The sequence below is a fragment of the Actinacidiphila polyblastidii genome, from assembly GCF_036353415.1.
GTDB classification, from domain to species: domain Bacteria; phylum Actinomycetota; class Actinomycetes; order Streptomycetales; family Streptomycetaceae; genus Actinacidiphila; species Actinacidiphila polyblastidii.
Genome location: NZ_JAZEWV010000010.1, coordinates 190,665 through 212,567, shown reverse-complemented (window position 1 = coordinate 212,567; position 21,903 = coordinate 190,665). Strand labels below are relative to the sequence as shown.

18 protein-coding genes are annotated in these 21,903 nt (G+C 73.7%); 8 read left to right on the top strand and 10 right to left on the bottom strand.

The window, feature by feature from the left end; all coding sequences use genetic code 11:
- Nucleotides 1-48: 48 nt before the first annotated feature.
- A complete protein-coding gene (locus V2S66_RS15420) occupies nt 49-1,440 on the top strand; it encodes a cryptochrome/photolyase family protein (protein WP_330795684.1) in 1,392 nt (463 codons plus the stop codon).
- Between the two features lie 26 nt (nt 1,441-1,466).
- Here the strand turns inward: V2S66_RS15420 and V2S66_RS15415 are convergent, their stop codons facing one another.
- The 6 genes from V2S66_RS15415 to V2S66_RS15390 form a co-directional block, all read right to left on the bottom strand.
- Entirely contained in the window at nt 1,467-2,501 is a 1,035-nt protein-coding gene (locus tag V2S66_RS15415; RefSeq protein ID WP_330795682.1) for a LacI family DNA-binding transcriptional regulator, read from the bottom strand.
- Between the two features lie 69 nt (nt 2,502-2,570).
- Complete coding sequence (locus V2S66_RS15410; protein WP_330795679.1) at nt 2,571-3,860, bottom strand: glycoside hydrolase family 26 protein; 1,290 nt, start codon at nt 3,858-3,860, stop codon at nt 2,571-2,573.
- 78 nt (nt 3,861-3,938) lie between these two features.
- On the bottom strand, nt 3,939-5,606 hold the full coding sequence (locus tag V2S66_RS15405) for a glycoside hydrolase family 43 protein (RefSeq protein WP_330795677.1): 1,668 nt from the start codon (nt 5,604-5,606) through the stop codon (nt 3,939-3,941).
- Nucleotides 5,607-5,631: 25 nt separating this feature from the next.
- A complete protein-coding gene (locus V2S66_RS15400; protein ID WP_330795675.1) occupies nt 5,632-6,585 on the bottom strand; it encodes a carbohydrate ABC transporter permease in 954 nt (317 codons plus the stop codon).
- Nucleotides 6,582-7,484 (bottom strand): carbohydrate ABC transporter permease, encoded by a 903-nt coding sequence (locus V2S66_RS15395; protein WP_330795673.1) that lies wholly within the window; start codon nt 7,482-7,484, stop codon nt 6,582-6,584. The genes V2S66_RS15400 and V2S66_RS15395 overlap by 4 nt, the downstream gene beginning before the upstream one ends.
- Nucleotides 7,481-8,848, bottom strand: coding sequence for an extracellular solute-binding protein (locus V2S66_RS15390; protein ID WP_330795670.1), 1,368 nt, complete (start codon nt 8,846-8,848; stop codon nt 7,481-7,483). The genes V2S66_RS15395 and V2S66_RS15390 overlap by 4 nt, the downstream gene beginning before the upstream one ends.
- Before the next feature lie 256 nt (nt 8,849-9,104).
- Here V2S66_RS15390 and V2S66_RS15385 point away from each other — a divergent pair, with 256 nt between their 5' ends.
- The 4 genes from V2S66_RS15385 (at nt 9,105) to V2S66_RS15370 (ending at nt 15,946) form a co-directional block, all read left to right on the top strand.
- Nucleotides 9,105-10,160 (top strand): LacI family DNA-binding transcriptional regulator, encoded by a 1,056-nt coding sequence (locus V2S66_RS15385; RefSeq protein ID WP_330795669.1) that lies wholly within the window; start codon nt 9,105-9,107, stop codon nt 10,158-10,160.
- A 285-nt stretch (nt 10,161-10,445) separates the two neighbouring features.
- Nucleotides 10,446-12,071 (top strand): endo-1,3-beta-xylanase, encoded by a 1,626-nt coding sequence (locus V2S66_RS15380; protein ID WP_330795667.1) that lies wholly within the window; start codon nt 10,446-10,448, stop codon nt 12,069-12,071.
- Nucleotides 12,072-12,373: 302 nt separating this feature from the next.
- Nucleotides 12,374-14,647: a CBM35 domain-containing protein gene (locus V2S66_RS15375; protein WP_330795665.1), complete on the top strand. Its 2,274-nt coding sequence runs from the start codon at nt 12,374-12,376 to the stop codon at nt 14,645-14,647.
- 84 nt (nt 14,648-14,731) lie between these two features.
- Nucleotides 14,732-15,946 carry a GH12 family glycosyl hydrolase domain-containing protein gene (locus V2S66_RS15370; RefSeq protein WP_330795662.1) on the top strand — a complete coding sequence of 405 codons (1,215 nt, stop codon included), beginning with the start codon at nt 14,732-14,734 and terminating at the stop codon, nt 15,944-15,946.
- Nucleotides 15,947-16,051: 105 nt separating this feature from the next.
- Here the strand turns inward: V2S66_RS15370 and V2S66_RS15365 are convergent, their stop codons facing one another.
- Nucleotides 16,052-16,318 (bottom strand): hypothetical protein, encoded by a 267-nt coding sequence (locus V2S66_RS15365; protein WP_330795661.1) that lies wholly within the window; start codon nt 16,316-16,318, stop codon nt 16,052-16,054.
- A 252-nt stretch (nt 16,319-16,570) separates the two neighbouring features.
- Here V2S66_RS15365 and V2S66_RS15360 point away from each other — a divergent pair, with 252 nt between their 5' ends.
- Complete coding sequence (locus tag V2S66_RS15360) at nt 16,571-16,819, top strand: SCO4226 family nickel-binding protein (protein ID WP_330795659.1); 249 nt, start codon at nt 16,571-16,573, stop codon at nt 16,817-16,819.
- Between the two features lie 12 nt (nt 16,820-16,831).
- Here the strand turns inward: V2S66_RS15360 and V2S66_RS15355 are convergent, their stop codons facing one another.
- Together V2S66_RS15355 and V2S66_RS15350 are read right to left on the bottom strand one after the other, a co-directional pair.
- On the bottom strand, nt 16,832-18,052 hold the full coding sequence (locus tag V2S66_RS15355) for a saccharopine dehydrogenase family protein (protein ID WP_330795657.1): 1,221 nt from the start codon (nt 18,050-18,052) through the stop codon (nt 16,832-16,834).
- Nucleotides 18,053-18,308: 256 nt separating this feature from the next.
- Nucleotides 18,309-18,641 carry an NIPSNAP family protein gene (locus tag V2S66_RS15350; RefSeq protein ID WP_330795655.1) on the bottom strand — a complete coding sequence of 111 codons (333 nt, stop codon included), beginning with the start codon at nt 18,639-18,641 and terminating at the stop codon, nt 18,309-18,311.
- 108 nt (nt 18,642-18,749) lie between these two features.
- On the opposite strand from V2S66_RS15350, the gene V2S66_RS15345 reads away from it, so the two are divergent.
- Complete coding sequence (locus tag V2S66_RS15345; RefSeq protein WP_330795653.1) at nt 18,750-18,911, top strand: hypothetical protein; 162 nt, start codon at nt 18,750-18,752, stop codon at nt 18,909-18,911.
- A gap of 68 nt (nt 18,912-18,979) precedes the next feature.
- Here the strand turns inward: V2S66_RS15345 and V2S66_RS15340 are convergent, their stop codons facing one another.
- A complete protein-coding gene (locus V2S66_RS15340) occupies nt 18,980-20,170 on the bottom strand; it encodes a pentapeptide repeat-containing protein (RefSeq protein WP_330795651.1) in 1,191 nt (396 codons plus the stop codon).
- Nucleotides 20,171-20,436: 266 nt separating this feature from the next.
- Between V2S66_RS15340 and V2S66_RS15335 the strand changes: the two genes are divergently transcribed.
- Nucleotides 20,437-21,837 carry a hypothetical protein gene (locus V2S66_RS15335; protein ID WP_330795648.1) on the top strand — a complete coding sequence of 467 codons (1,401 nt, stop codon included), beginning with the start codon at nt 20,437-20,439 and terminating at the stop codon, nt 21,835-21,837.
- Nucleotides 21,838-21,903 lie beyond the last annotated feature (66 nt).

Sequence of the window (21,903 nt, the reverse complement as noted above, 5' to 3'; positions counted from 1 at the left end):
GTTCCCCCCGGTCCCGGCGGCCGCCCCTGCTGCCTGGAGCTGCCCTTCATGAGCGTCGCGATCGTCCTGTTCACCGGGGACCTGCGCCTGCACGACCATCCGCCGCTGCGCGCCGCCCTGGCCGCCGCCGACGAGGTGGTGCCGCTGTTCGTGGCCGATCAGGCGATCGAGCAGGCCGGTTTCCTCGTCCCCAACCGGGCGGCCTTCCTCGCCGACTGCCTCGCCGACCTCGACGCGGGGCTGCGCAGGCGCGGCGGGCGGCTGGTGCTGCGCCACGGCGACGTGGTGGAGGAGGTCTGCCGGGTCGCCGCGCAGACCGACGCGCGGGAGGTGCACCTGGCGGCCGGGCCGAGCGGGTACGCGCACCGCCGCGAGCAGCGGCTCCGCGACGCGCTGGCGGCGGGGGGCGGCCCGCAGCGGCGGCTGGTCGTGCACGACGGGGTCGCCCACGTGGTGGCGCCCGGCGAGGTCACGCCCGGGTCCAAGGACCACTTCGCGGTGTTCACCCCGTACCTGCGGCAGTGGTCGGGCCAGGCGCTGCGGGCGGTCGGCGCCGCCCCCCGCGTGGTGCGCGTGCCGGACGGCGTGCAGGGCGAGCCGCTGCCGGAGCGGTCCCGGGTGGCCGGCGTCTCGCCGGGGCTGGCCCGCGGCGGCGAGGACGCGGCCCGGGCCCGGCTGTCGGCGTGGCTGCGCGACGGCCTGGACGCGTACGAGGAGCGCCACGACGACATGGCGGGCGACGCCACCTCCCGGCTCTCCCCGCACCTGCACTTCGGCACCCTGTCGCCGGTGGAGTGCGTACGGCGGGCCAGGGAGCGCGGCGGCGCGGGAGCGGAGGCGTTCGTCCGGCAGGTGGCGTGGCGGGACTTCCACCACCAGGTGCTCGCGGCCCGGCCGCAGTGCGCCACCGAGGACTACCGCAGCCGCGGCGACCGGTGGCGCGGCGCCGGGGACGGGGACGGCGCGGCGGACGACGTGGCCGCGTGGCGGGAGGGCCGCACCGGCTACCCGATCGTGGACGCGGCGATGCGCCAGCTCGCGCACGAGGGCTGGATGCACAACCGCGGCCGGCTGCTCGCCGCGAGCTTCCTCGCCAAGACCCTGTACGTCGACTGGCGCGTCGGCGCCCGGCACTTCCTGGACCTGCTGGTCGACGGCGACGTCGCCAACAACCAGCTCAACTGGCAGTGGGTGGCCGGCACCGGTACCGACACCCGGCCCAACCGGGTCCTCAACCCGCTGCTCCAGGCGCGCCGTTACGACCCCGACGGCGCCTACGTACGGCGCTGGGTGCCCGAGTTGCGGGACGTCGTGGGCCGGCCGGTGCACGAACCGTGGCGGCTGCCCGAGGAGCAGCGCGCGGCGCTGGACTACCCGGCGCCGATCGCCGAGCTGTCCGCGTCCCTCGACCGCTTCCGGCGGGCCCGCGGCCGCGGCTGACCGGGGCGGGGCCGACCGGGGTGGGCTCAGCCGGCCGGCGGGGGCGCCGCGCTGTCCCTGACCACCAGCCGGGTGGCGAGTTCGACGCGCGGCGGGTCGATGCTCTCGCCGTCGATGACGCGCAGCATGGTGCGGGCGGCCAGCGCGGCCATCTCCTGCACCGGCTGGTGCACGGTGGTCAGCGCGGGCCGCGCCCAGCGCGACTGCGGGGTGTCGTCGAAGCCGACCACGCTGACGTCCCCCGGCACCGCCAGCCCGCGGCTCTGCAGGGCCGTGCAGGCGCCCAGCGCCTGCCGGTCGCTGGCGGCGAACACCGCGGTCGGCGGCGGCGTCCCGGCGGTCCGCGCCTCGTCGAGCAGGGCGAGCATCTCGCGGTGTCCCGACTGGTCGTCGAAGGTGCCGTAGCGCAGCGAGCCGTCGCGGACGGCGAGCCCCGCGCGGTCCATGGCCGTGCGGTAGCCCGCGGCGCGCGCCCTGGCCGCGGTCACTCCCCCTGGTCCGGCCAGGTGGGCGATCGCGCGGTGGCCCAGCGCGATCAGGTGCTCGGTGGCGGCCACGGCGCCCGCCCAGTTGGTGGCGCCGACGACGGGCAGGCCCACGTCGGCGCCGCCCGAGGGGTCGAGCAGCACCACCGGCACGCCGAGCGAGGCCAGGTGCAGGTGCTGGCGCGCGGTCAGCTCGCACACCGCCAGCACCACGCCGTCGCACCGGCGCGCGGCGAGCGTGCCGAGCCAGGAGGCGGCGTGCGCCGCGCTGCCGTGCAGGGCGGCCAGCGCCATGGTGGTGCCCGCGGCCTGGAACACCTCGTCGGCGCCCGCCACGATCTGCGCGGACCACAGGCTGTCGATCTCGTTGAGCACGAGGTCCACCACCAGGCCGGGCCGCCGGTGCGGCGGCCGCCGGTGCGACCGGTGGCGGTCCAGCACGCGCGCCACCCGGTCGCGGGTGGCCGCGGACACGCCGGGGCGGCCGTTCATGACCTTGGAGACGGTGGCCGCGGACACCCCCGCCTCGGCGGCGAGCAGGCGGGTGGTCACGGGTCCTGTGGACTGCCCGGTCATCGGGTTCCTCCCTCCTCGCGCCGCGCCCGGTCCGGGCGCGGGCGGCGGCGCGCCCGCACCCGGGCGGGTTCAGTGACAGGTGCCGGCGAATCCCGCCGTGCCCAGCATCCCGCAGAACGTGGCGCGACCCTGCGGGTAGCGGCTCAGCAGGGAGTTGACGTACCAGCCGCTGGAGGGCGGCAGCGCGATCGGCGCGCCGGGCGAGGTCTGCCCGTCGAAGCCGTAGCGCCAGTCGATGTCGATGTACGTGACGGCGCGGATCACCTGGGACAGGTCGTACCCGGTGCCGGTGAAGTGGGTCTGCACGCCGTCGATCACGCCGTTGGGCAGCGGGCCGCGGTAGGTGACGAGGGTGTCGAGGCGCCGCATGAAGGCGTCGAAGTCGGCGGCGGACTGGGTGCCGTCGGCGGCGATCGCGTCGGACATCCGCTGGACGCCGGACTCGGCGACGAGCACCGGCTTGTGGTGGCTCTGCGCCCACCACATCATCCGCAGGATGTTCAGGTCGACGGGGTAGCCGTGCGGGACGGCGTTGACGTTGCCGTTCACGTAGTCGTCGTAGTAGCCGGAGCAGGTCCGGGCGGCGGTGTCCTCGGCGCCGTTCCAGTAGGTGGTGCCGTTCTCGCGGTAGGGCTGGCACAGGTCGTTGTCGAAGACGCTGACGCCGACCCAGTCGACCACGTCGTCGCCCGGGTACAGCGTGTCGAACTGGCCGCGCACCGGGTGGTAGACGAACTGGACGCGGGTCCCTGCGCCGCTCTGCGCGCGCAGCAGCTGGGCGACGTGCCGGAAGGCGTTCCGGTACGCGGTGCAGTCGGTGCCGCCGGTGCAGAAGAAGGGGGTGCTGACCTCGTAGTCGACGCGGACCAGGAAGGTGGCGGCCGGGTGCGCGGCGACGAAGGAGGACAGCGCGGCGAACTGCCGGTCGTAGGCGCCGGCCGCGATGGCGGCGGTGGCGCGCTGGGAGGCGGCCTCCTTGTCGGCGTTGTCGCCGTCCCAGCCGGGCGGGTTGTCCTTCCAGCTGACGCCGACCTCGATCTGCTTGCCGCGGTCGGCGAGGAAGGAGGCGTAGCTGTTCTCGCAGGTGGTGCCGCAGGCGCCGGAGAACGCGCCGTCGCGGACGCTGTAGTAGACCGAGCCGCCCTGCGGGTCGGCACCGGTGGCGGCGGTCAGGTCGTTCCAGGCGCCGGTGTTGCTCTGTCCGACGAGCAGGGCGCGGGGGGCGGTCGTGGCGGAGGCCGAAGCAGTGGCAGTGGTGACGGCGTGTGCGGCGGGCGTGGCGGTGAGGGCGGCCGCTGCCGCGAGCAGGATCGCGGTGAGGGCGGCGGCCGGCCGCCGCAGGGCGTGGGGCACGGGCACGGGTGGCTCCTTGGGCGGTGGGGGGATGGTCGGACGGGGGATCAGGTGGGCGGATCGGGGGCGGATCGGGGGGTGGAATCAGGGGTGGGCCGGCGGCCGGTGCTCGCGGTAGGTGGCGTGGTCGAAGTCCGCGTGCGCGCCGTCCGCGCCGATGTCCTGCACCCACAGCCCGAGGAAGGCGCCGGTGAAGGCCGGGCTGGCGGCCCGCCCGTCGGGAGCCTGCTTCTCGCCCGCGTACTCGTCGGACAGGATCGTCGCGTTGAGCGCGGGGCCCAGCGCGGTCCACGTGCCGTCCTCGAGCCGCCGGTCGAAGAACGCGCGCTCGCCGTCGAGGGTGACCCGCAGCCCGACCGGGCCGGCGCCGGTGAGCACGACGTCCGCGGCGGAGTGGGTGACGCGGTTCCCGTCGTCGCAGGTGAGCAGCGACAGCACGGTGCGGCCGTCGTCGTCACGGGTGACGTACGCGTAGTGCCAGTTGCGGGTGTCGTAGTAGGCGGTGACGCCGGCGAGTTGGCGTACGTCGGCGGGCCGGAAGTCCACCGACGCTTCCAGCGAGCAGTGCACGGAGCCGGCCCGGCGGGCGACCAGGCTCGGGGCGCGCAGGCCCCGCGGCGACTGGCCGCCGTGCAGGCGCAGGTGGGAGGGGCGGGCGGCCAGGTCGACCCAGTCGGGCGTGGCGGGGCGGCGCAGCGTGGCCCAGTGCGGGCCGAGCCGGGGGCCGTCGAAGTCGTCGCGCTCGGGTTCCGCGGGGAAGGGGTGCGCGGGCAGCCCCGGCGCGGCCACCTGCTCGGCGGGGACGCCGCCGGCCACCCGCGGCCACCCGTCGTCCGACCACTCCACCCGCTGGAGCGCCGTCTCCCGGCCCAGCACGCACCGGCGGTGCGGGCCCTGCGGCCGGCCGGTGAGGTGTGCGAGGTACCACTCGCCGGTCTGCGTCTCGACGAGGCTGCCGTGCCCGGCCTTCTGCAGCGCCAGGTCGGGGCGGTGCCGCGAGGTCAGCGTGGGCCCCGCCGGGTCGGGTGTGTACGGGCCGTCCAGGGTGCGGGAGCGGGCGACGGTGACCTGGTGGTCGTAGGCGGTGCCGCCCTCCGCGGTGAGCAGGTAGTACCAGCCGTCGCGGCGGTACAGGTGCGGGCCCTCGGTGACACCGGCCTCGGTGCCGTGGAAGAGCATGCGCACCTCGCCGGTGAGCCGGCCGGCGGCGCAGTCCCACCGCTGGGCCTGGATGCCGGCGAAGGGGTCGCGCCGCGGCCGCCAGTCGCCGGTGAGCGACAGCATCCAGCAGGCGCCGTCGTCGTCGTGGAAGAGGGACGGGTCGAAGCCGCGGGCGTGCACCGGGACCGGGTCGGACCAGGGGCCTTCGGGCGTGGGCGCGGTGGTGAGGTAGTTCTGCGCGTCCCACCAGCCGCCGTGGTGGTTGTCGACGCGGGTGAAGACCAGGTGGAACATGCCGTGCGCGTACGACAGGCAGGGCGCCCACACCCCGCCGGAGTCGGGCACGCCGGTCAGGTCGAGCAGCCGGGTCTCGGCGAGCGCGCCGGGCAGCGGCCGCCAGTGCACGAGGTCGCGGGAGTGGTGGACGCGCACGCCCGGATGCCATTCGAAGGTGGAGGTGGCCAGGTAGTAGTCGTCGCCGACGCGCAGGATCGACGGGTCGGGGTGGAACCCGGGCAGCACCGGGTTGCTGATGGCGGTGGCCTGCCGGCCGCGGGGGGCGGGCCGGGCGGCGGTGGCTCCGGTGGTCATGGATGCCTTTCTGGTGCGCGGGGGGTCATTTGCCGAAGCCGGCGGTCAGGCCGCTGAGCAGGTGGCGGCGGCCGAAGAGGTAGGCGGCGAGCAGCGGCAGCAGGGACAGCACGACGGCGGCCATGGTGGCGGGCACGTTGATGCCGCCCTGCTGGCCCTGGTAGTTCCACAGGCCGAGGGTGACGGTGCGCCGGGCGTCGCTCTGGGTGAGGACCAGCGGGAAGATGAAGCCGTTCCAGGAGCCGAGCGCCGTGTAGATGCCGACGGTGACCAGGCCGGGCCGGGTCAGCGGCAGCACCAGGGCGCGCAGCACGTGGGTGGCGTTCGCGCCGTCCATGGTCATCGCCTCGTACAGCTCGCCGGGGATGTCCCGCATGGTGGAGGTGAGCACGAGGATCGCCATCGGCAGCGAGAAGGCGGCGGTGGGCAGGACGATCGCGGTGAGCGTGTCGTAGAGGTGCAGCCGGGTGATGAGCAGGTAGACCGGCACGATGGTGGCCTGCGCGGGGATGGCCAGGCCCATCAGCATCACCGAGAAGCCGGCCGAGACGAACCTGCTCCGGCTGCGGACGATCGCGTACGCGGCGGGCAGGCCGAGCGCGAGCACCAGGGCGACCGTGGACAGCGTCACCAGGATGCTGTTGCCCAGGTAGCCGGCGAAGCCGGAGTCCAGCACCGTGCGGTAGTTGGAGAGCACGACGTGGTGCGGCGGGGACAGCGGCCCGGCGTCGAGGTAGTCGCTCTTGTCGCGCAGGCTGGAGGCCAGCACGTAGTACAGCGGGACCGCGACGACGACCAGCCAGACCGCGGCGCCGAGCGCGCCGAGCCGGTCGGGGCGGCGGTACCGGGGGCCGCGGCCGGGCCGGGGCCGGCGCGACGGGGACGGCCGGGGGGCGGTCCGCCCGGCGCGGGGGCCGGTACGCGAGGGGGTCCGGGGCGCGGCGGGCGGCCGGCCGGGGCCGAGGGTTCCAGTCGTCATGACAGTCCTTCGCGCTGGCTCGCCATCCGCCGGAAGCCGGTGACGCGGACGACCAGCAGGGACAAAGTGGTGCCGGCGAGCAGCAGGAGCACGGCCAGGACGCTGGCGTAGCCCATGTCGAAGCTGCTGAACCCGGTGAGGTACATGTGCAGGGGCAGGATGCGGGTGGAGGTGCCGGGGCCGCCGTCGGTCAGGATCAGAACGATGTCGAAGTACGTGAGCGATCCGACGAGGATCAGCACCGACGAGGTGACGACGGTGTTGCGCAGCTGCGGCAGGGTGACGGAGCGGAACTGCCGCCACCGGTCCGCGCCGTCGATGGTGGCGGCCTCGTAGAGCTGGACCGGGACCTGCCGGGCGGCGGCCTGGTAGAGCAGGGTGTGGAAGGGCACGAACTGCCAGGTGATGACGGCCGTCACGGTCCACAGCGCCCGGTGCGGGTCGCCGATGAGGTTCCCGTCCGGGACGCCCAGCCAGGGCCCGACGGTGTGGGCGAGGCCGAAGTTCGGGTCGAGCAGCGCGGCGAAGAGCAGCGCCACCGCCGCGCTGGACATCAGCAGCGGCACGAAGAACAGCGTGCTGAGCACCGCGCGGGAGCGCTGGTGGCCGGCGCACCACACGCCCAGCGGCAGGCAGATCAGCGTCTGCACGGCCCAGGTGACCGCGGTCAGCAGCGCCGACAGGCGCAGCGACTGGGCGAGTTGCGGGTCGTGCAGCAGCCGGGTCCAGTTGCGCGCCCCGGCCCAGTGCGGGCTGCCCAGGCCGTTCCAGGCGGTGAAGCTGAGCCCGACCACCAGCGCCATCGGCACGACGGCGAACAGCGCGAAGTACAGCAGGGCGGGGACGGCCCAGAGCGCGCCGGGCCGTCCGTCGCCCCGGCGCGGCGCGGCGATGCTCACGCGGCGTCCATCGCGGAGACGAACTGCCCAGGGCTGGACTGCTTGTTGAAGACCTTCTGCAGGTTGGTGAGCAGGGTCTGCGCGGTCGCCGGGTCCAGCGCCTGGTCCCAGGACTGGGTGAACGACGGCGCCTGCTGGACCAGTCCGTAGACGAAGGTGGTGTAGCCGGCGTTCGGGCCGGTCCTCAGCTGCTCCTCGATGCCGGCGATGGCCGGTACCTGGCCGATGGAGATGAGGTCCTTGACGTAGGACGGCGCGGCGACGGTCCTGGTGATGAAGTCGACCGCGGCGGCCCTCTCGCCGGACTTCGCGGTGACGGAGAAGAAGTTCGACGGGTTGCCGACGACGTCCTTCGGGTCGCCCTTGCCGTTCGGGACCGTGGGGAAGGCCGACCAGCCGAGCCTGCCCTGCTGGACGAAGTCGGGCGCGGTCGCCAGCTGGCCCGCGTACTCCCAGGACCCCATCAGCTCCATGCCCGCGCGGCCCTTGGCGAGCAGCGCGTCGGCGCCGCCCGAATCCTGCCCGACCGAGCCGTAGTTGGTGCCGAAGGCGCCTCGGTCGACGAGGGTGCGGATCATCGTCAGCGCGGTGGCCACCGCGGGGTCGTCCCACGCGCCGGGCCGGCCGGCCTGGATGTTCGCGAAGACCTGCGGGCCGCCGACCCGGTCGAGCAGGTACTCCATCCACATCAGCTCGGTCCACGCCTGCGAGCCGGCCAGCGCGATCGGCGTCACGCCCGCGGCCTTCATCGCGTCGACGTCGTCCAGCAGGTCCTGCCAGCTCGCCGGCGGCGCGGCGATGCCGGCCCGTGCGAGGACGTCCTTGTTGGAGAAGAGCGCGACGGGCTGGACGCCCTCCATGGGCACGCCGTAGACCTTGCCGCCGACGGTCCCGCCGGCCAGCACACTGGGCAGGAACCTCGCCCTGAAGGCGGCGTCCAGGTCGGCGCTGAGATCGGCGACGTCGCCGGAGGAGACGTACGTCGACAGGTTGCCGCCGCCCCAGTTGAGGAAGACGTCGGGTGCGTTGGGCGAGCCGAGGGCGGTCTGCAGCTTCTGCTTGTACGGGTCGTTGACGAAGGTCTGCATCGAGACCCTGGGGCCCTTGGCGGCGGCGTTGTAGGCGCTGATGGAGTCCTTCTGCACCGGGTTGAGGGCGGTGTCCTGCAGGGACCACACGGTCACCCGGCCGCCGCCGCTGCCGCTGCCGCCGGGGCCACCGCTGCCGCAGGCGGTCGCGGTGGCCGCCAGCACCAGCGCGGCCGAGACGGCGGTGACGGCGCTGCGGGTCGTTCCGCGGGCTGCTCTGCGAGTCGCTCTGCGCGACCCACCGGGGGTCACGGCGGCGGTCAGTGCACGCTTCATCGGTGAAACACGCTCCTCCGGGAGCCGGGAAGATTGCGGCTCCGCTGATCCGAAAGTTACGATAGTTTCCGCTGGAGGAACGTAGGGTTTTCGGAGGACGGCGTCAACGCGACGGCACATAACAGTGCGGTCACGGCCGTCGCCCTCGGTTCAGGACCGGGTCGCACGCCCGGTCCGGCGCCGGACCCCGCACCGGCGCGGAAGGTTGAGCGCGGCTTCCCCTACGCTGGCCGCGACCCCCATCGACAGCAGTGAGGTGACCGTGGTCGACACCGGCCGCACGAAGGGGCCCGAGCAGGCCGACCCGCAGGCCCGGGTGACGATCGCCGACATCGCCGGCGAGGCGGGGGTGTCGGTGGCGACGGTCTCCAAGGTCCTCAACGGCCACGCCCACGTGGCCGAGGCCACCCGCGGGAAGGTGGAGGCGCTGCTGGAGAGCCACAACTACCTGCGGCGGCGCAGCCGGCCCACCCGCACGGTGGGCCTGATCGACCTGGTCATCAACGAGCTGGACAGCCCCTGGTCGGTGGAGGTCGTGCGGGGCGTGGAGGAGACCACCGCCCAGCACGACAGCGGCCTGGTGGTCACCGCCGTGCACGGCCGCTCCGCCGACACGCTGCGCTGGCTGAACAACCTGGCCAAGCGCGGCAGCGACGGCGTCATCCTGGCCGTGACCGCGCTGGCGCCCGGCCAGCGGCGCACGGTGCAGGAGCTGGGCGTGCCGCTGGTCGTCGTCGACCCGGTCGGCAACCCCGACGCCTCCATCCCGTCCGTCGGCGCCACCAACTGGCACGGCGGCCTCGCCGCCACCCAGCACCTGCTGGGCCTGGGCCACCGCAGGATCGGCATCATCACCGGGCCCGACGACGTGCTCAGCGCACGCGCCCGCCTCGACGGCTACCGCGCCGCGCTGGAGAGCGCCGGGCTCGGCGTCGACCCGGCGCTGGAGGCGCGCGGCGACTTCCACCACGAGACCGGCTTCACCGGCGCGCGGGAGCTGCTGGCGCTGCCCGACCGGCCCACCGCGATCTTCGCCAGCAGCGACCTGCAGGCGCTCGGCGCGTACGACGCCGTCCGCCGGGCCGGACTTCAGGTCGGACGGGACGTCAGCATCGTCGGCTTCGACGACCTGCCCGCCGCGTCCTGGGCCTCGCCGCCGCTGACGACCGTCCGCCAGCCGCTGAGCGACATGGCCGCGATGGCGGCGCGCATCGTCCTCCAGGGCGTCGAGGCGGTGCTGCCCGGCGGGATGCGGCGGATGGAACTGGCCACCGAGCTGGTCGAACGCGAGAGCACCGCGCCGCCGCGCTGAGCCGATCGAACGCGCCGAGCCGAACGCGCGCGCCGGCAGAACGGGCGCGCCGAGCAGCGCGGATGCGCACGCGCAAGGGCCCCGCACCGTGCGGGGCCCTTTTCGCGTGCCGCGCCATGATCCTGTCCGATCCATTGACGCGGACCGCGCGGACTCCTACGGTTCCGGCTCGGAAACATTGAGAGAGTTTCTGACTTCAGGCTGCTTCTTTTCGGTCGGTACTGAGCCTGCCGTCCCCCCACCCCTCAAGACCATCCCCTGGCACTACCAGTGAAGGAGTCCCTCGTGAGACTTCGCACCGCCCTCGCGGCCACGTCCGCCGCGGTGGCCGCCACCCTCGCCCTGCTCGCCGCGGGGCCGACGGGACCGGCCGCCCACGCGGCCGGGCTGACCGCCCGCAACCTGCCCGCCGACGGGAAGATCCTGCCCGTCATGGGGCAGGACTCCGACACCCTGTCCGACTACCGGACCCAGGTGCTGGACAACGGCGCGCTCAACGCCCCCGCCCCCGGCGGCGTCACGCTCTACACCAACCTCGTCGAAGGCGGCAGCCCCGCGCCGCTCGCCGGCATGTTCTCACCCGCCGACTGGGGCAGCGGCACCGTCGACTTCGCCAAGACGCTGTCCCAGTACCCGAACTCCGCGCTCGCCGTCGGCCTGTATCTGTCGGACGCCACCTCGGGCTGTACCAACCAGCCGCTGCGCGCGATCATCGCCCGCCCCGACGCGGACATCACCCCGGCCCTCACCCAGCAGTACCGCACGGACGTCGACCGGATGATCAACCAGTTCAAGACCTGGAACCGCCAGGTCTTCCTGCGCATCGGCTACGAGTTCGACGGCCCCTGGAACTGCTACAACGCCGACTTCTACAAGCAGGCGTTCCAGTACGTCAAGGGCCGCATCGACGCGCTCGGCGCCACCAGGGTCGCCACCGTCTGGCAGTCCGCCGCCTGGCCGCTGAACTCCTCGCCCGACCACCCCGAGTACGGCTACACGGTGACCGACCCGCACCACCTCGACCCGTGGTACCCGGGCGACGCCTTCGTGGACTACGTGGGCCTGTCCGACTTCTACAACGCCGGCTCGCTCGCCACCCAGTGGGGCTGCAGCAGCTACGACGTCAACCCGGTCACGCTGCAGAACCGGGTGCTGGACTTCGCCCGCGCGCACTCCAAGCCCGTGATGATCGCCGAGGCGTCGCCACAGGGCTACAGCACCTCCGCGCTGACCAAGAGCTGCATCATGAAGAAGAACCCGCAGGCGACGAGCGCGGCCGCGCTGCTCGGCGAGTGGTACAGCGGCTACTGGAACTGGATCGAGAGCAACAGCGACGTCATCCGCGTCGCGTCCTACATCAACACGAACTGGGACGCCCAGACCGGGTGGCAGTGCGCGGTCGGCGCGTCCGCCGGCGGGGCCGGCTGCTCCAACGGCTACTGGGGCGACGCGAGGGTGCAGGCCGACACGGCGGTCCGCGACGCCTTCCTGGCCGAGCTGCGCAAGTGCGTGTTCGTCGGAGGCGCGAGCGGCGCCTGCGCCGGGACCGGCACCGGTGGGACCACCGGCGGCGCCACCACGCCGCCGACCACCCCGCCCACCACGCCGCCGACCACTCCCCCGACCACCCCGCCCTCCGGCGCGTACACCCAGGGCGTGGCGGCCGGCAGCGGCGGGCACGACACCATCTGGTTCAGGCCGGCCTCCGGAAGCGAGTCCTTCGTCGCCGTCCACTACGCGCTCGACGGCGGCGGCCAGCTCAACTACATGGCCGCGTACAACGGTTCCACCGGCCGCTGGGAGCAGCCCGTCACGGTGCCGGCCGGGCACACCCTGACGTACTACTTCGACTACCAGCCCACCACGCAGACCTACCAGAACACCACGCCGCACTACTCCTTCACCGGCTGACGCCCAGGGCGGCCCGGGGCCTTCCCGGGCCGCCCGCGCGGTGCCCGCGCACCCCGCACGCGGCCGGTGTTTCGCGCTTTTTCGCGCCCTCGACCTGCGACGACACGGCCCACGAGCGCTTCGGCCGGCAGGTCCGCTTCATCTCTTCAAGACCTCGCACCGTATTGACGCGTCCGTGCCAGGCATGGATTCATACCGGCGACCGCACGTTCCGTTCCGTTCCGTTCGTCTCCCCCCTCGCAGCCGCCGCGCACGCCCGCCCGCGCGCCGCGCCGGCCGCGGCCGACGGAAGAGGAGTACCGGTGAGCTTGTTCTCCCGGCGCGCGCCGGTGGGCGCGCGCCCGGCGCCGGCCGTCCGCACCACCACCGCCGCGGCCGTCGCGGCCGTCCTGCTGCTGCCCGCCGTGCCGGGCGCCGCCGCCGCGGCCCGTCCCGCGGCCGCCGCCGCACCGGAGCCGGCCACCGAGGTGATCACCGTCGACACCGGTCAGCAGAGCGGCCCGCTGAGGAAGCCCGGCCTCGGCTCGCTCTTCGGCGTGGCCTCCCAGCCGGACACGCCCGCGGCGCTGGCCGACCAGAGCCAGAACCTGCTCGCCCAGCATGCGAGCGCCGACGGCGACACGTCCTACCCGACGTCCGCGGAGACCGTCTCCGGCAAGCTGGCCGGCACCGGCGTGCGGATGATCGTCCGGTACAACGACCTGATGGGCGGCTGGCCGTACGTCTGGAAGGGCCTGGCCGACTGGTACGGCAAGGTGGACAGCGCGACCCGCTCGGTCGGGAGGTACCGCGCCGAGGTCTACGCGGTGGCGCCGCTCAACGAGCCGGACAACAAGCTGGGCACGTCGGCGTCCGGCCCGTTCATGACCGATCCGCAGGTGCCGGGCGGCAGCTACGACGAGCGGGTGAACTGGCTCTGGACGCAGACCGTCCGGCGCATCCGGGCGATCGATCCGACCCTGCCGGTGATGGGGCCGAACTACGAGCACTACAACCCGTGGGAGTCCGCCGACCGCCAGCCGCGGATGCGGGCGTTCCTGGTCAACGCGATCAGCACCGGCACCGTCCCCGACGTGATCGGCTGGCACAGCCTCGGCCCCAGCCCGGGTGACGTGCCCGAGAGCCTGACGCACTACTACCGCCCGCTGGAGCAGGAGCTCCGGCTGCCCGGCGCCCCCAAGCCGGTGGCCATCGAGGAGTACGGGCCCGGCAGCGGCGACTTCGAAGGCGTGCCGGGCACCATGGCCAAGCACTGGGCGGAGTTCGCCCGGTACGGCGTCGACGCCGCGTCGATGGGCACGTACACGAACGTCGGCCTGCTCGGGAACACGCTGCGCCGCACCGCGAGCGGGCAGTTGCAGCCCGACGCGGGCTGGTGGTTCGAGAACTGGTACCACCAGATGCAGGGCTCCCCCCTGGCCGTCAGCCGCTGGGACACCCGGCACTACCAGGCCGCCGACGGCGTCGCCTCCTTCGACCCCGCCGCCCGCAGCGCCACCCTGCTCCTCGGCGGCGAGACCACCGACCTGGACGTGCGGATGCCGGCACTGGCCGCCCGCGGCCTCGGGCCGCAGGTGCGCGTCCGGGTGGACGACGCGCACTGGACCACCGACCCGGACGCCGCGGACCGCACCGTGGAGCGCGGCGGCGACCCGCAGAGCGGCGGCTACGTCCTGCTCGACACGACCATGACGCTCGACGCCGCCGGCGGCCTGACCGTGCCGCTGCGCGGCCTGACCCAGTACGACGGCTACCGCGTGACCGTCTCACCGGTGGCGGCCGCCTCCGCGCAGCCCACCAAGTACGAAGCCGAGCAGGCCCGCAGGACCGACGCGGTGCTCCACGACGGCTCGGACACCGCGCTGGCCTCGGGCACCGGCTATGTCGGCGGCATCGACCACCCGGACTCCTCGGTGGCCTTCTCCGTCGACGTCCCCGCCACCGGCCTCTACACGGTGGCGGTGCGCTACGCCAACGGCGGCAGCACCGACGCCACGCACCAGCTGACCGTCGACGGCCGCCCGCAGGGCACGCTCAGCTATCCGCCGAGCGGCGGCTGGCTCGACCAGGACCCGCACACCGTCTGGACCCGGCTGCTGCTGAACGCCGGCGCCAACACGGTGGCCTTCGGCGACGGCGCGAACCACGCCGAGCTGGACTTCATCGACGTCCGCCCCGACACGCACCGCTACGAGGCCGAGTACGCCGCGGTGACGGACGCGCGGATCAGCGCCTTCCAGGGGAACGGCTTCCCCGACTACGTCGGCGGCATCGACCAGCAGGACAGCGCCGTGGACTTCGCCGTCCGCGCTCCGGCCGCGGGCGTGTACCGCTTCACGGTCGGCTACGCGGACGGGGCCGCCGCCCCGGCCACCCATCAGGTGGTGGTCAACGGCAGCGCCCAGGCCACCCTGGCGTACCAGCCCACCGGCTCCTGGCTCGGCGGCGCGGCGCAGGACCGCGTGGAGTCGCGCAGCTCGGTCCAGGTGGCCTTGAACCAGGGCGTCAACCACATCCGCCTGCAGAAGGGCGACGGGCACGCCGAACTCGACTGGGGGCTGCTCGGCCCCGCCTGAGAGGTCCCCCGATCCGCAGGTCCCTGCCGGCGACACCGGCCGGGGCCGCTGTCCCCCCACCGCCTCCGACAAGGAGCCGCACCCATGTTCCCGTCCGCAGCACCACCCGTCCGCCGCGTCCTCGCCGCGCTGACCGTGCTCCTGCTCGGAGCCGCGCTCGCGCTCCTGCGGCCCGGCTCCGCGCACGCCGACACGCAGATCTGCGACCAGTTCGGCAGCACGACCATCGCCGGCGGCCACTACGTCGTGCAGAACAACGAGTGGGGCGACACCTCCCCGCAGTGCATCACCGTCACCGGCGGCGGCTTCAACGTCACCACGGCCAGTCACAACGTCCCGACCAACGGCGCGCCGGCCGCCTACCCGTCGATCTACGCCGGCTGCCACTACGGCAACTGCAGCAGCGGCAGCGGCCTGCCGTTGCAGGTCAGCGCCTTCGGCAACCCCGAGACCACGGTCGCCTACCACACGGCCGGCGGCGCCTGGGACGCCGCGTACGACATCTGGTTCGACTCCAGCCCCAGCCCGGCCGGCCAGAACAACGGCGCGGAGCTGATGATCTGGGGCAGCCACGCCGGCGCCCCGCAGCCGGCCGGCGGCAAGGTGGGCACCGCGAACCTGGCCGGCGCGACGTGGGACGTGTGGGAGGGCCGGCTGTCCGGCGGGGGCATCTCCTGGAACGTGATCTCCTACGTGCGCCAGCAGACCACCGGCTCGCTGGACATCCACATCAAGGACTTCACCGACGACATCACCGGCCGCGGCTACATGAGCAGCGCCTGGTACATGACCAGCGTCCAGTTCGGCTTCGAGCCGTGGACCGGCGGCGCCGGCCTCGGCGTCGACAGCTTCGGCTTCACCACGAGCGGCTCCGGCGGGACCGGCGGGAGCACCGGCGGCGGGGGCGGCGGCACCCTGGTCGGCCAGGGCAGCAACCGCTGCCTCGACGTCAACGCCGCGGGCACCGCCGACGGGACCGTCGTCCAGCTCTGGGACTGCAACGGCACCGTGGCGCAGAAGTGGCAGCGGGTCGGCAGCACCTTCGTCAACCCGAACTCGGGCAAGTGCCTGGACGTCTCCGGCGGCCGGACCGCGAACGGGACGGTGGTCCAGCTGTGGACCTGCCTGAACAACGCGGCGCAGCAGTGGACGGTCAACGGCAACGGCACGATCGTGAACCCGAACTCCGGCAAGTGCCTGGACGCGGCGGGCCAGGGCACGGCGAACGGCACGCGCATCCAGATCTGGGACTGCTACGGCAGCGGCACCCAGCCGAACCAGGTCTGGTCGTCGCGCTGACGGTGCCGTGCGGGCCAGGACAGGGCGGGGCGCCCTCCGGAGATCCGGAGGGCGCCCCGCCCCTCGGTGGTGGGCCCTTGCTGGTGGGCTCAGGGGACGGCCGGGTCAGCGCCCGTACTGGCGGTGGCCCTCGGCGCGGTGGTCGTAGCCGCGGTGGTCGTAACCGCGGTGGCCGTAGCCGCGGTGGTGGCTGCTCCACCGGTGGTCGTAGCCGCGGTGGTGACCCCACCGGTCGCCGTCGTGGTGGCGGTTGTGGTGGTGCGCGGCGTAGCTGCCGGCAGCGGCCGGGGCGGCCGCGGCGGCGACTCCTGCGCCGCCCAGCACCACGACGACTGCCGCGCCGAGCGCGGCGGCAATGCGGGAAACACGCATAGCGATCTCCTGTCGGAGCAGGCGCGGTGCGCCTGCACGGATCGAACTCGGCAACCGTCCCGCCCGGCGGCGGCCCGGATCGCGAGGCGCGCCCGCAATGCCACTCATGGTGATGAGATGTCCGCATTCAGGGAACCGCGGCGCTGGGCGATCCGTGGACCGGACATCCGTTCGCCCGGCGTGGCGCGCGGGAGGAGAATGGACGAGGGGCGATCGGGGGCCCGTACGCCGGCAGCGCGAGGAGTGAGCCGGATGGCCACCTTCATGGACGTCCGCCACCACATGGACGCCATCACCGCGGAGCAGCCGAGGTCGGCGCACGCGGCCGACCTGGCGAACGAGGGCCGGGAGGGCGTGCGCGTCGAGCGCGCCTGGGCCGGCCCGGACTCCGGTGACGTCTTCTGCCTGTCGCAGGCTCCGTCCGCCGACGCCGTGCAGCGCGTCCACGAGCGCGCCGGGCACGCGGCGGACGAGATCCACCCGGTGCCGTACAGCGCCTGACGGCGCCCGCCGTCACTGCTCGCGCATCCCCCACGGCGAGCCGTACTCCGTCAGCAGGTCGAGGAACGGGCGGGCCGGCATCGCCTCGGGGCCGAGCACTCCGCTGCCCCGCCAGGCGCCGGACGCGAGGAGTTCGAGCGCCACCACGGGGTTGATCGCGGTCTGCCAGACGACGGCCTGCGAACCGTACTCCCGCATCGACCACTGGTTGTCGACCACGTGGTAGAGGTACACCTCCCGGGGCCTGCCGTCCTTGGTGCCCTTCACCCAGGTGCCGGCGCACGTCTTGCCGTGCATCCGCTCGCCGAGGCCGGCCGGGTCGGGCAGGCACGCGGCGACCACGTCCCGCGGGGACACCGCGGCGCGCTGCCCGCCACTGCCGACCGCGACCGGCTCGGTACGGTCCAGGCCCAGCTTGTGGAGCGTCTGCAGGACGCCGATGAACTCGTCGCCGAGGCCGTACTTGAAGGTGACCCGGCGGGCCTTCAGCCAGCGCGGCACCAGCAGCACCTCCTCGTGCTCGACGTTGACGCACTCCACCGGGCCGATGCCCTCGGGGAAGTCGAAGACCTCCGGTTCGCTGAAGGGAGCGGTGGTGAACCAGCCGCGCTCCCGCTCGTAGACGACCGGCGGGTTCAGGCACTCCTCGATGGTCGTCCAGATGCTGAAGGACGGGGCGAAGTCGTAGCCGTCCACGACCAGGTTCGCGCCGTCGCGGATGCCGATCTCGTCGATCTCGTCGAAGAGTTCGTCGGCGGCGTAGCGGGCGAAGACGTCGGAGAGGCCGGGCTCCACCCCCATGCCGACGAGCGCGAGCCGGCCCGCCGCCTCCCACGCCGCGGACTGCTCGAACTGGGCGTCCCCCAGCTTCACCCCGCACTCCTCGTACGGCCGCGACGGGTGCGGGTAGGACAGCGACATCGCCATGTCCAGGTAGTGGGCGCCATGTGCGAGCGCCGCCTCGAAGAGCGGCAGGACGAAGCGGGGGTCGGTGGCGTTGAGCAGGACGTCGCAGCGGTGCTCGGCGAGGGCCGCCCGCACGCCGGCCGCGTCCGAGGCGTCGAGCCGGATCGCGCTGAACCGGTCCCCCCGCGCGCCGAGGGCCGCGACGGCCGACTCCGCCCGTGCGAGGTCGTAGTCGGCGACGACCATGTGCGCGAGGAACGGACGGCGGGCCGCGATCCGGGTGATCGCCGTGCCCACCCCGCCCGCTCCGATCATGAGGACTCGCATGGTGTGGTCTCCCCTTCGTCCCGCTGTACGGATGTGTCCCGCCGCACGGTGGCAGCCGCGACGATATCAGTGGCCGCGAAGGATGAACAGAACGAATTCAGCGAGAGCGCGAGCGATCGGCGAGTGATTCCGTATGCGCGGAGCCTTGGAGGCGACGGGCGCACACCCCTGTCGCGAGCCCGCCATCGCCCGCCGTGGGCGCGGCGGACCGCGAGGCGTCGGCCTGAAGCCGGCGCCGGCGCCACGGCTGAGGCGGCTAGGGCTGCGGCTGCGGCGAGGGGGGTTCGGGCAGCATCGGGCGCATGAAGGTGCGCTCGTAGCGCAGGACGCAGCCGCTCTCGTCCCTGATCCGGTCCGCCGCGACGAAGTCGGGGTCCCGCCCGAAGCGCGTCCGGTACTCCTCGTACGCGGCGAGACTGGGGAAGCTGAACAGGGCGAACGCCTTGTCGCTCGCGCCCTCCGCCGGGAGGAAGTACCCGTGGTGGGTGCCCCCGTGCCGGTCGACCAGCTCCATCCAGCGGCGCCCGAAGCGCTCGAACGCCTCGATCTCCGCCGGGTCGATCACGTACTCGACGACGCAGGTAATCACCCCCCGAGGCTAGCGCGGGGGCGGGTGCGGGGGCGGGCGCGGTGACGGCGCAGGCGGCGGCTCGGCGACGCCGGTGCGTACCGCGTCACGCACGACGGGAGCGTCACCGTGCACGGCGACCTCGTCGTGCTCGCCCTCCGGCTGACCCGTGCCCGGGGTCCGGGGGCGGGCGAGGTGGCCTGGGCGGCCCGCGCCTTCCTGCTGCTCGACGAGGAGGGCCGGATCGTGCAGGACTACCACCTGACGGTGCGGCCGCTGGCCGCGGCGTAGCGCGCGGCGGCGCGCGGCCGGGGCGCGATCAGGGCGGGCGGGGCGGCCGGGGGCGGGGGCCGGACCGCTCAACTCGCCGCGGTCGTCGGATCGGGCGGCGGGTACGACCGCAGCGCCGGCGCCGGACCCATGATCGCGGCGGCCGGCAGCAGGACGTCCGGTTCCGTGCCCGGGTCCGCGGTGACGACGACGTGCGCCGCCGCGCTGTCGAAGCCGGCCGGCCAGGTGGTGAGGTCGCTGGCCAGCGCGCCTTCCAGTCTCGCCTGCCGCAGGTCGGTGTCGCCGAGGTCGCAGCCGCGGAGGTCGGCCATCCGCAGGTCCGCGCGGGCGAACACGGCTCCCGCGGCGCCGGCTTTGCGGAGATTCGCCTCCCGCAGGTCCGCGCCGGAGAGGTCCGCTCCGCGCAGGTCGGCCTTGAGCAGGCGCGCGCCGCGCAGATCGGCTTCGATCAGGCGCGCCTGGCGGAGGACCGCGAGCCCCAGTTCGGCGTGCCGCAGCGTGGCCCTGATCAGCGAGGACCCGCGCAGGTTGCCCTTGTACAGGCTCGCCGCCTCCAGGCATGCGCCGTCGAGGTTGACGCCGTTCAGCCACAGTCCGTCGCAGTCGGCCCGGCGCAGGTCGGTGCAGCTGACGTTGACCCAGCCGTCGGGACGTTCCTGGCCGAGGACGCCGAGGCAGGTGAGCGCCGTCTGGGCGTCGGCGGAGCGGGTCTCCAGCGGGCGCACCGAGTTGATGGGCGCGTCCGCCGCGGGGGCTCCCGGCTCCTGAGGCGGCCAGGGCAGATGCGTCCGGAGATAGGCGGCCATGATCGAGACCACCGCCTCGTGGTCGCGGACGGAGTGGTCGGCGACCCGCCACAGCGCGTGGATGCCGCCGATCCGTACGTCCGGTCGCTCACCGCCCAGTTGCTCCACGGCCCGGCTGAACCGGTCGGTGACCTGGCCTTCCCTGGTGGCGTCCAGCCCCTCCTGACTGACCCGCAGCTGCCGCCAGGTGGCATAGGCGCCGAAGAGGACGACGGCGCCGCCGATCACCTGGAGCAGGGCGGTGCGCACGTTGTTCACGGCATCCAGCCGGTCCGCGGGGGTGAGCCGGCCACCGGCGAGGTCGTGGTCCACGATCAGCCCTGGAAGCACCAGGAGCGCGGCCGCCAGCACGGCGATCCCGGTCACCGCGACCGAGACCACGGCGACGGCCCGGCCCAGCCGCCACCGCTGCCGCTGCCGCCGCGGCCGACGGCCACGATCGGTTTCCCCCATAGCCACAGGATCCTAGGGGCAGTACGGGACGGTGTGAGCCTGCGCGGCCGGGGCGCCGGCGCGGGGGGCGGCCTCAGGTCGGGGCGCTCGTGCGCGCTCGTCCGCGCTCGTCCGCGCTCGTCAAATATCCGCAAAGCCCAACGGTGTTCGGGCTGGATTAGCTGGATTTGGCCGCGACCGGCCGCCGGACCGGAATGGTCATCTCCAGCCGCCGATGCCTAGCCTGTCTCCCGCACGTCCTGTGAACACTCTGTGGGGGGAACCGCATGAAACACCGTCCGAATCGCCATGCCCTGGCGCTGACCACGGCCGCCGGCGCCGCGATGGTCCTCGCTCTCACGGGGGTCGCCGCCGTCCCGGCTCAGGCAGACGACCAGCCGGTCATCACCCTCCAGCAGACCGCGCCGGTCGCGGTCTCCCCGGCCACCCTGGCCGGGGTCTCGAAGACCGCGCTGCCCTACCTCTCCTTCACCACCACGGCGAAGAGCCTCAACACCAGCGCCACGCTGACGATCGACGTGACGCAGCTCTCCGCGATCGCGGACGTGACGTTCTCGGGCAACTGCACGGTGGTCCAGCATGTCGCCAGTTGCGGGGAGTCGTTCTACTACGACGATCTGACCGGGGTCGGCACGATCAGCGCCGAGACCCAGATCACCGTGAAGGCGAAGGCCGGCGCGCCGGCCGGATCGTCCGCGGGCTACACGATCACCGGCAGCGCGGACAACGCGGCGATCGTCGGCGGCCAGGGCACGGTGGAGATCGGCGGCCCGGCCTACGACCTGACCCAGCCGACGAACCTGACCGGCCTGGCGGTCGGATCGGCCGTCAACGAGCCGGTGCGCTTCACCAACATCGGCGACCGCGCCGCGGACGGCACGCAGGTGCTGCTGTGGGCGTCGCCCGGGATCGGGTTCGCCCAGCGCTACGCCAACTGCGAGTACAGCACCGACGGCGGCCCCATGGTGGAGGAGATGGCGCTGTGCACCATCCCCGGACAGGTGCTGCCGGGTGAGCGGGCCGCGCTCGCGCCGGCGGTCCGCCTGAACGTCGAGTCGACCGCGTACTCCACCTACCTGGACTCGATGATCGCGCCGGCCGGCGACCCGGGCATCGAGCAGTCGGCCTCTGGGCACCAGTGGACGCAGGGCGCCGGCGGCCAGCTGACGCTGAAGGTCCTCACGCCCGGAACCGCCAACGGGGCGCCGTCCGGCGTCGTGTCACTGCCCGAGCGCGGCACGCACGGCAACTACCGCATCACCAGCCTGCAGGCCGCGAACACCGCGGACTTCTCGGTGACCGGCGCGAGCGCCACCGCGGCCCAGGGCGACACCGTGACGCTGGACTTCACCATGACCAACAACGGTCCCGCGACCGTCTTCTACCGCAGCGGCGACATCGTCGGGCCCGTCGACGTCCAGCTGCCGCCGGGCACGTCGCCCGTCGGCTCCTCCGCCAACTGCCGTCAGCAGGGCGGTGGGTACTACTGCTCGAACCAGAGCATCGTCTCGACGGCCGGCTCCGTCACGCACTTCTCCCTCACCGTGCGCGTCGACCAGGTGATCCCGGGCGCCCAGGGCTCCGTCGCCATGGACTGGAGCCCGGCCGGCCAGCCGGCGTTCGACACGAACCCGTCGGACGACACGGCCACCCTCACCGTCAACTGACCCTGCCCCCACCCCAGCCCCCCCGGAGGGCCGGTTCCCACCAGGGGAACCGGCCCTCCGGCCGTA

Coding starts and splice junctions, on each gene's coding strand:
- V2S66_RS15420 (WP_330795684.1), top strand. CDS start 49: ATGAGCGTCGCGATCGTCCTGTTCACCGGGGACCTGCGCCTGCACGAC.
- V2S66_RS15415 (WP_330795682.1), bottom strand. CDS start 2,501: ATGACCGGGCAGTCCACAGGACCCGTGACCACCCGCCTGCTCGCCGCC.
- V2S66_RS15405 (WP_330795677.1), bottom strand. CDS start 5,606: ATGACCACCGGAGCCACCGCCGCCCGGCCCGCCCCCCGCGGCCGGCAG.
- V2S66_RS15400 (WP_330795675.1), bottom strand. CDS start 6,585: ATGACGACTGGAACCCTCGGCCCCGGCCGGCCGCCCGCCGCGCCCCGG.
- V2S66_RS15390 (WP_330795670.1), bottom strand. CDS start 8,848: ATGAAGCGTGCACTGACCGCCGCCGTGACCCCCGGTGGGTCGCGCAGA.
- V2S66_RS15370 (WP_330795662.1), top strand. CDS start 14,732: ATGTTCCCGTCCGCAGCACCACCCGTCCGCCGCGTCCTCGCCGCGCTG.
- V2S66_RS15365 (WP_330795661.1), bottom strand. CDS start 16,318: ATGCGTGTTTCCCGCATTGCCGCCGCGCTCGGCGCGGCAGTCGTCGTG.
- V2S66_RS15360 (WP_330795659.1), top strand. CDS start 16,571: ATGGCCACCTTCATGGACGTCCGCCACCACATGGACGCCATCACCGCG.
- V2S66_RS15355 (WP_330795657.1), bottom strand. CDS start 18,052: ATGCGAGTCCTCATGATCGGAGCGGGCGGGGTGGGCACGGCGATCACC.
- V2S66_RS15340 (WP_330795651.1), bottom strand. CDS start 20,170: ATGGGGGAAACCGATCGTGGCCGTCGGCCGCGGCGGCAGCGGCAGCGG.
- V2S66_RS15335 (WP_330795648.1), top strand. CDS start 20,437: ATGAAACACCGTCCGAATCGCCATGCCCTGGCGCTGACCACGGCCGCC.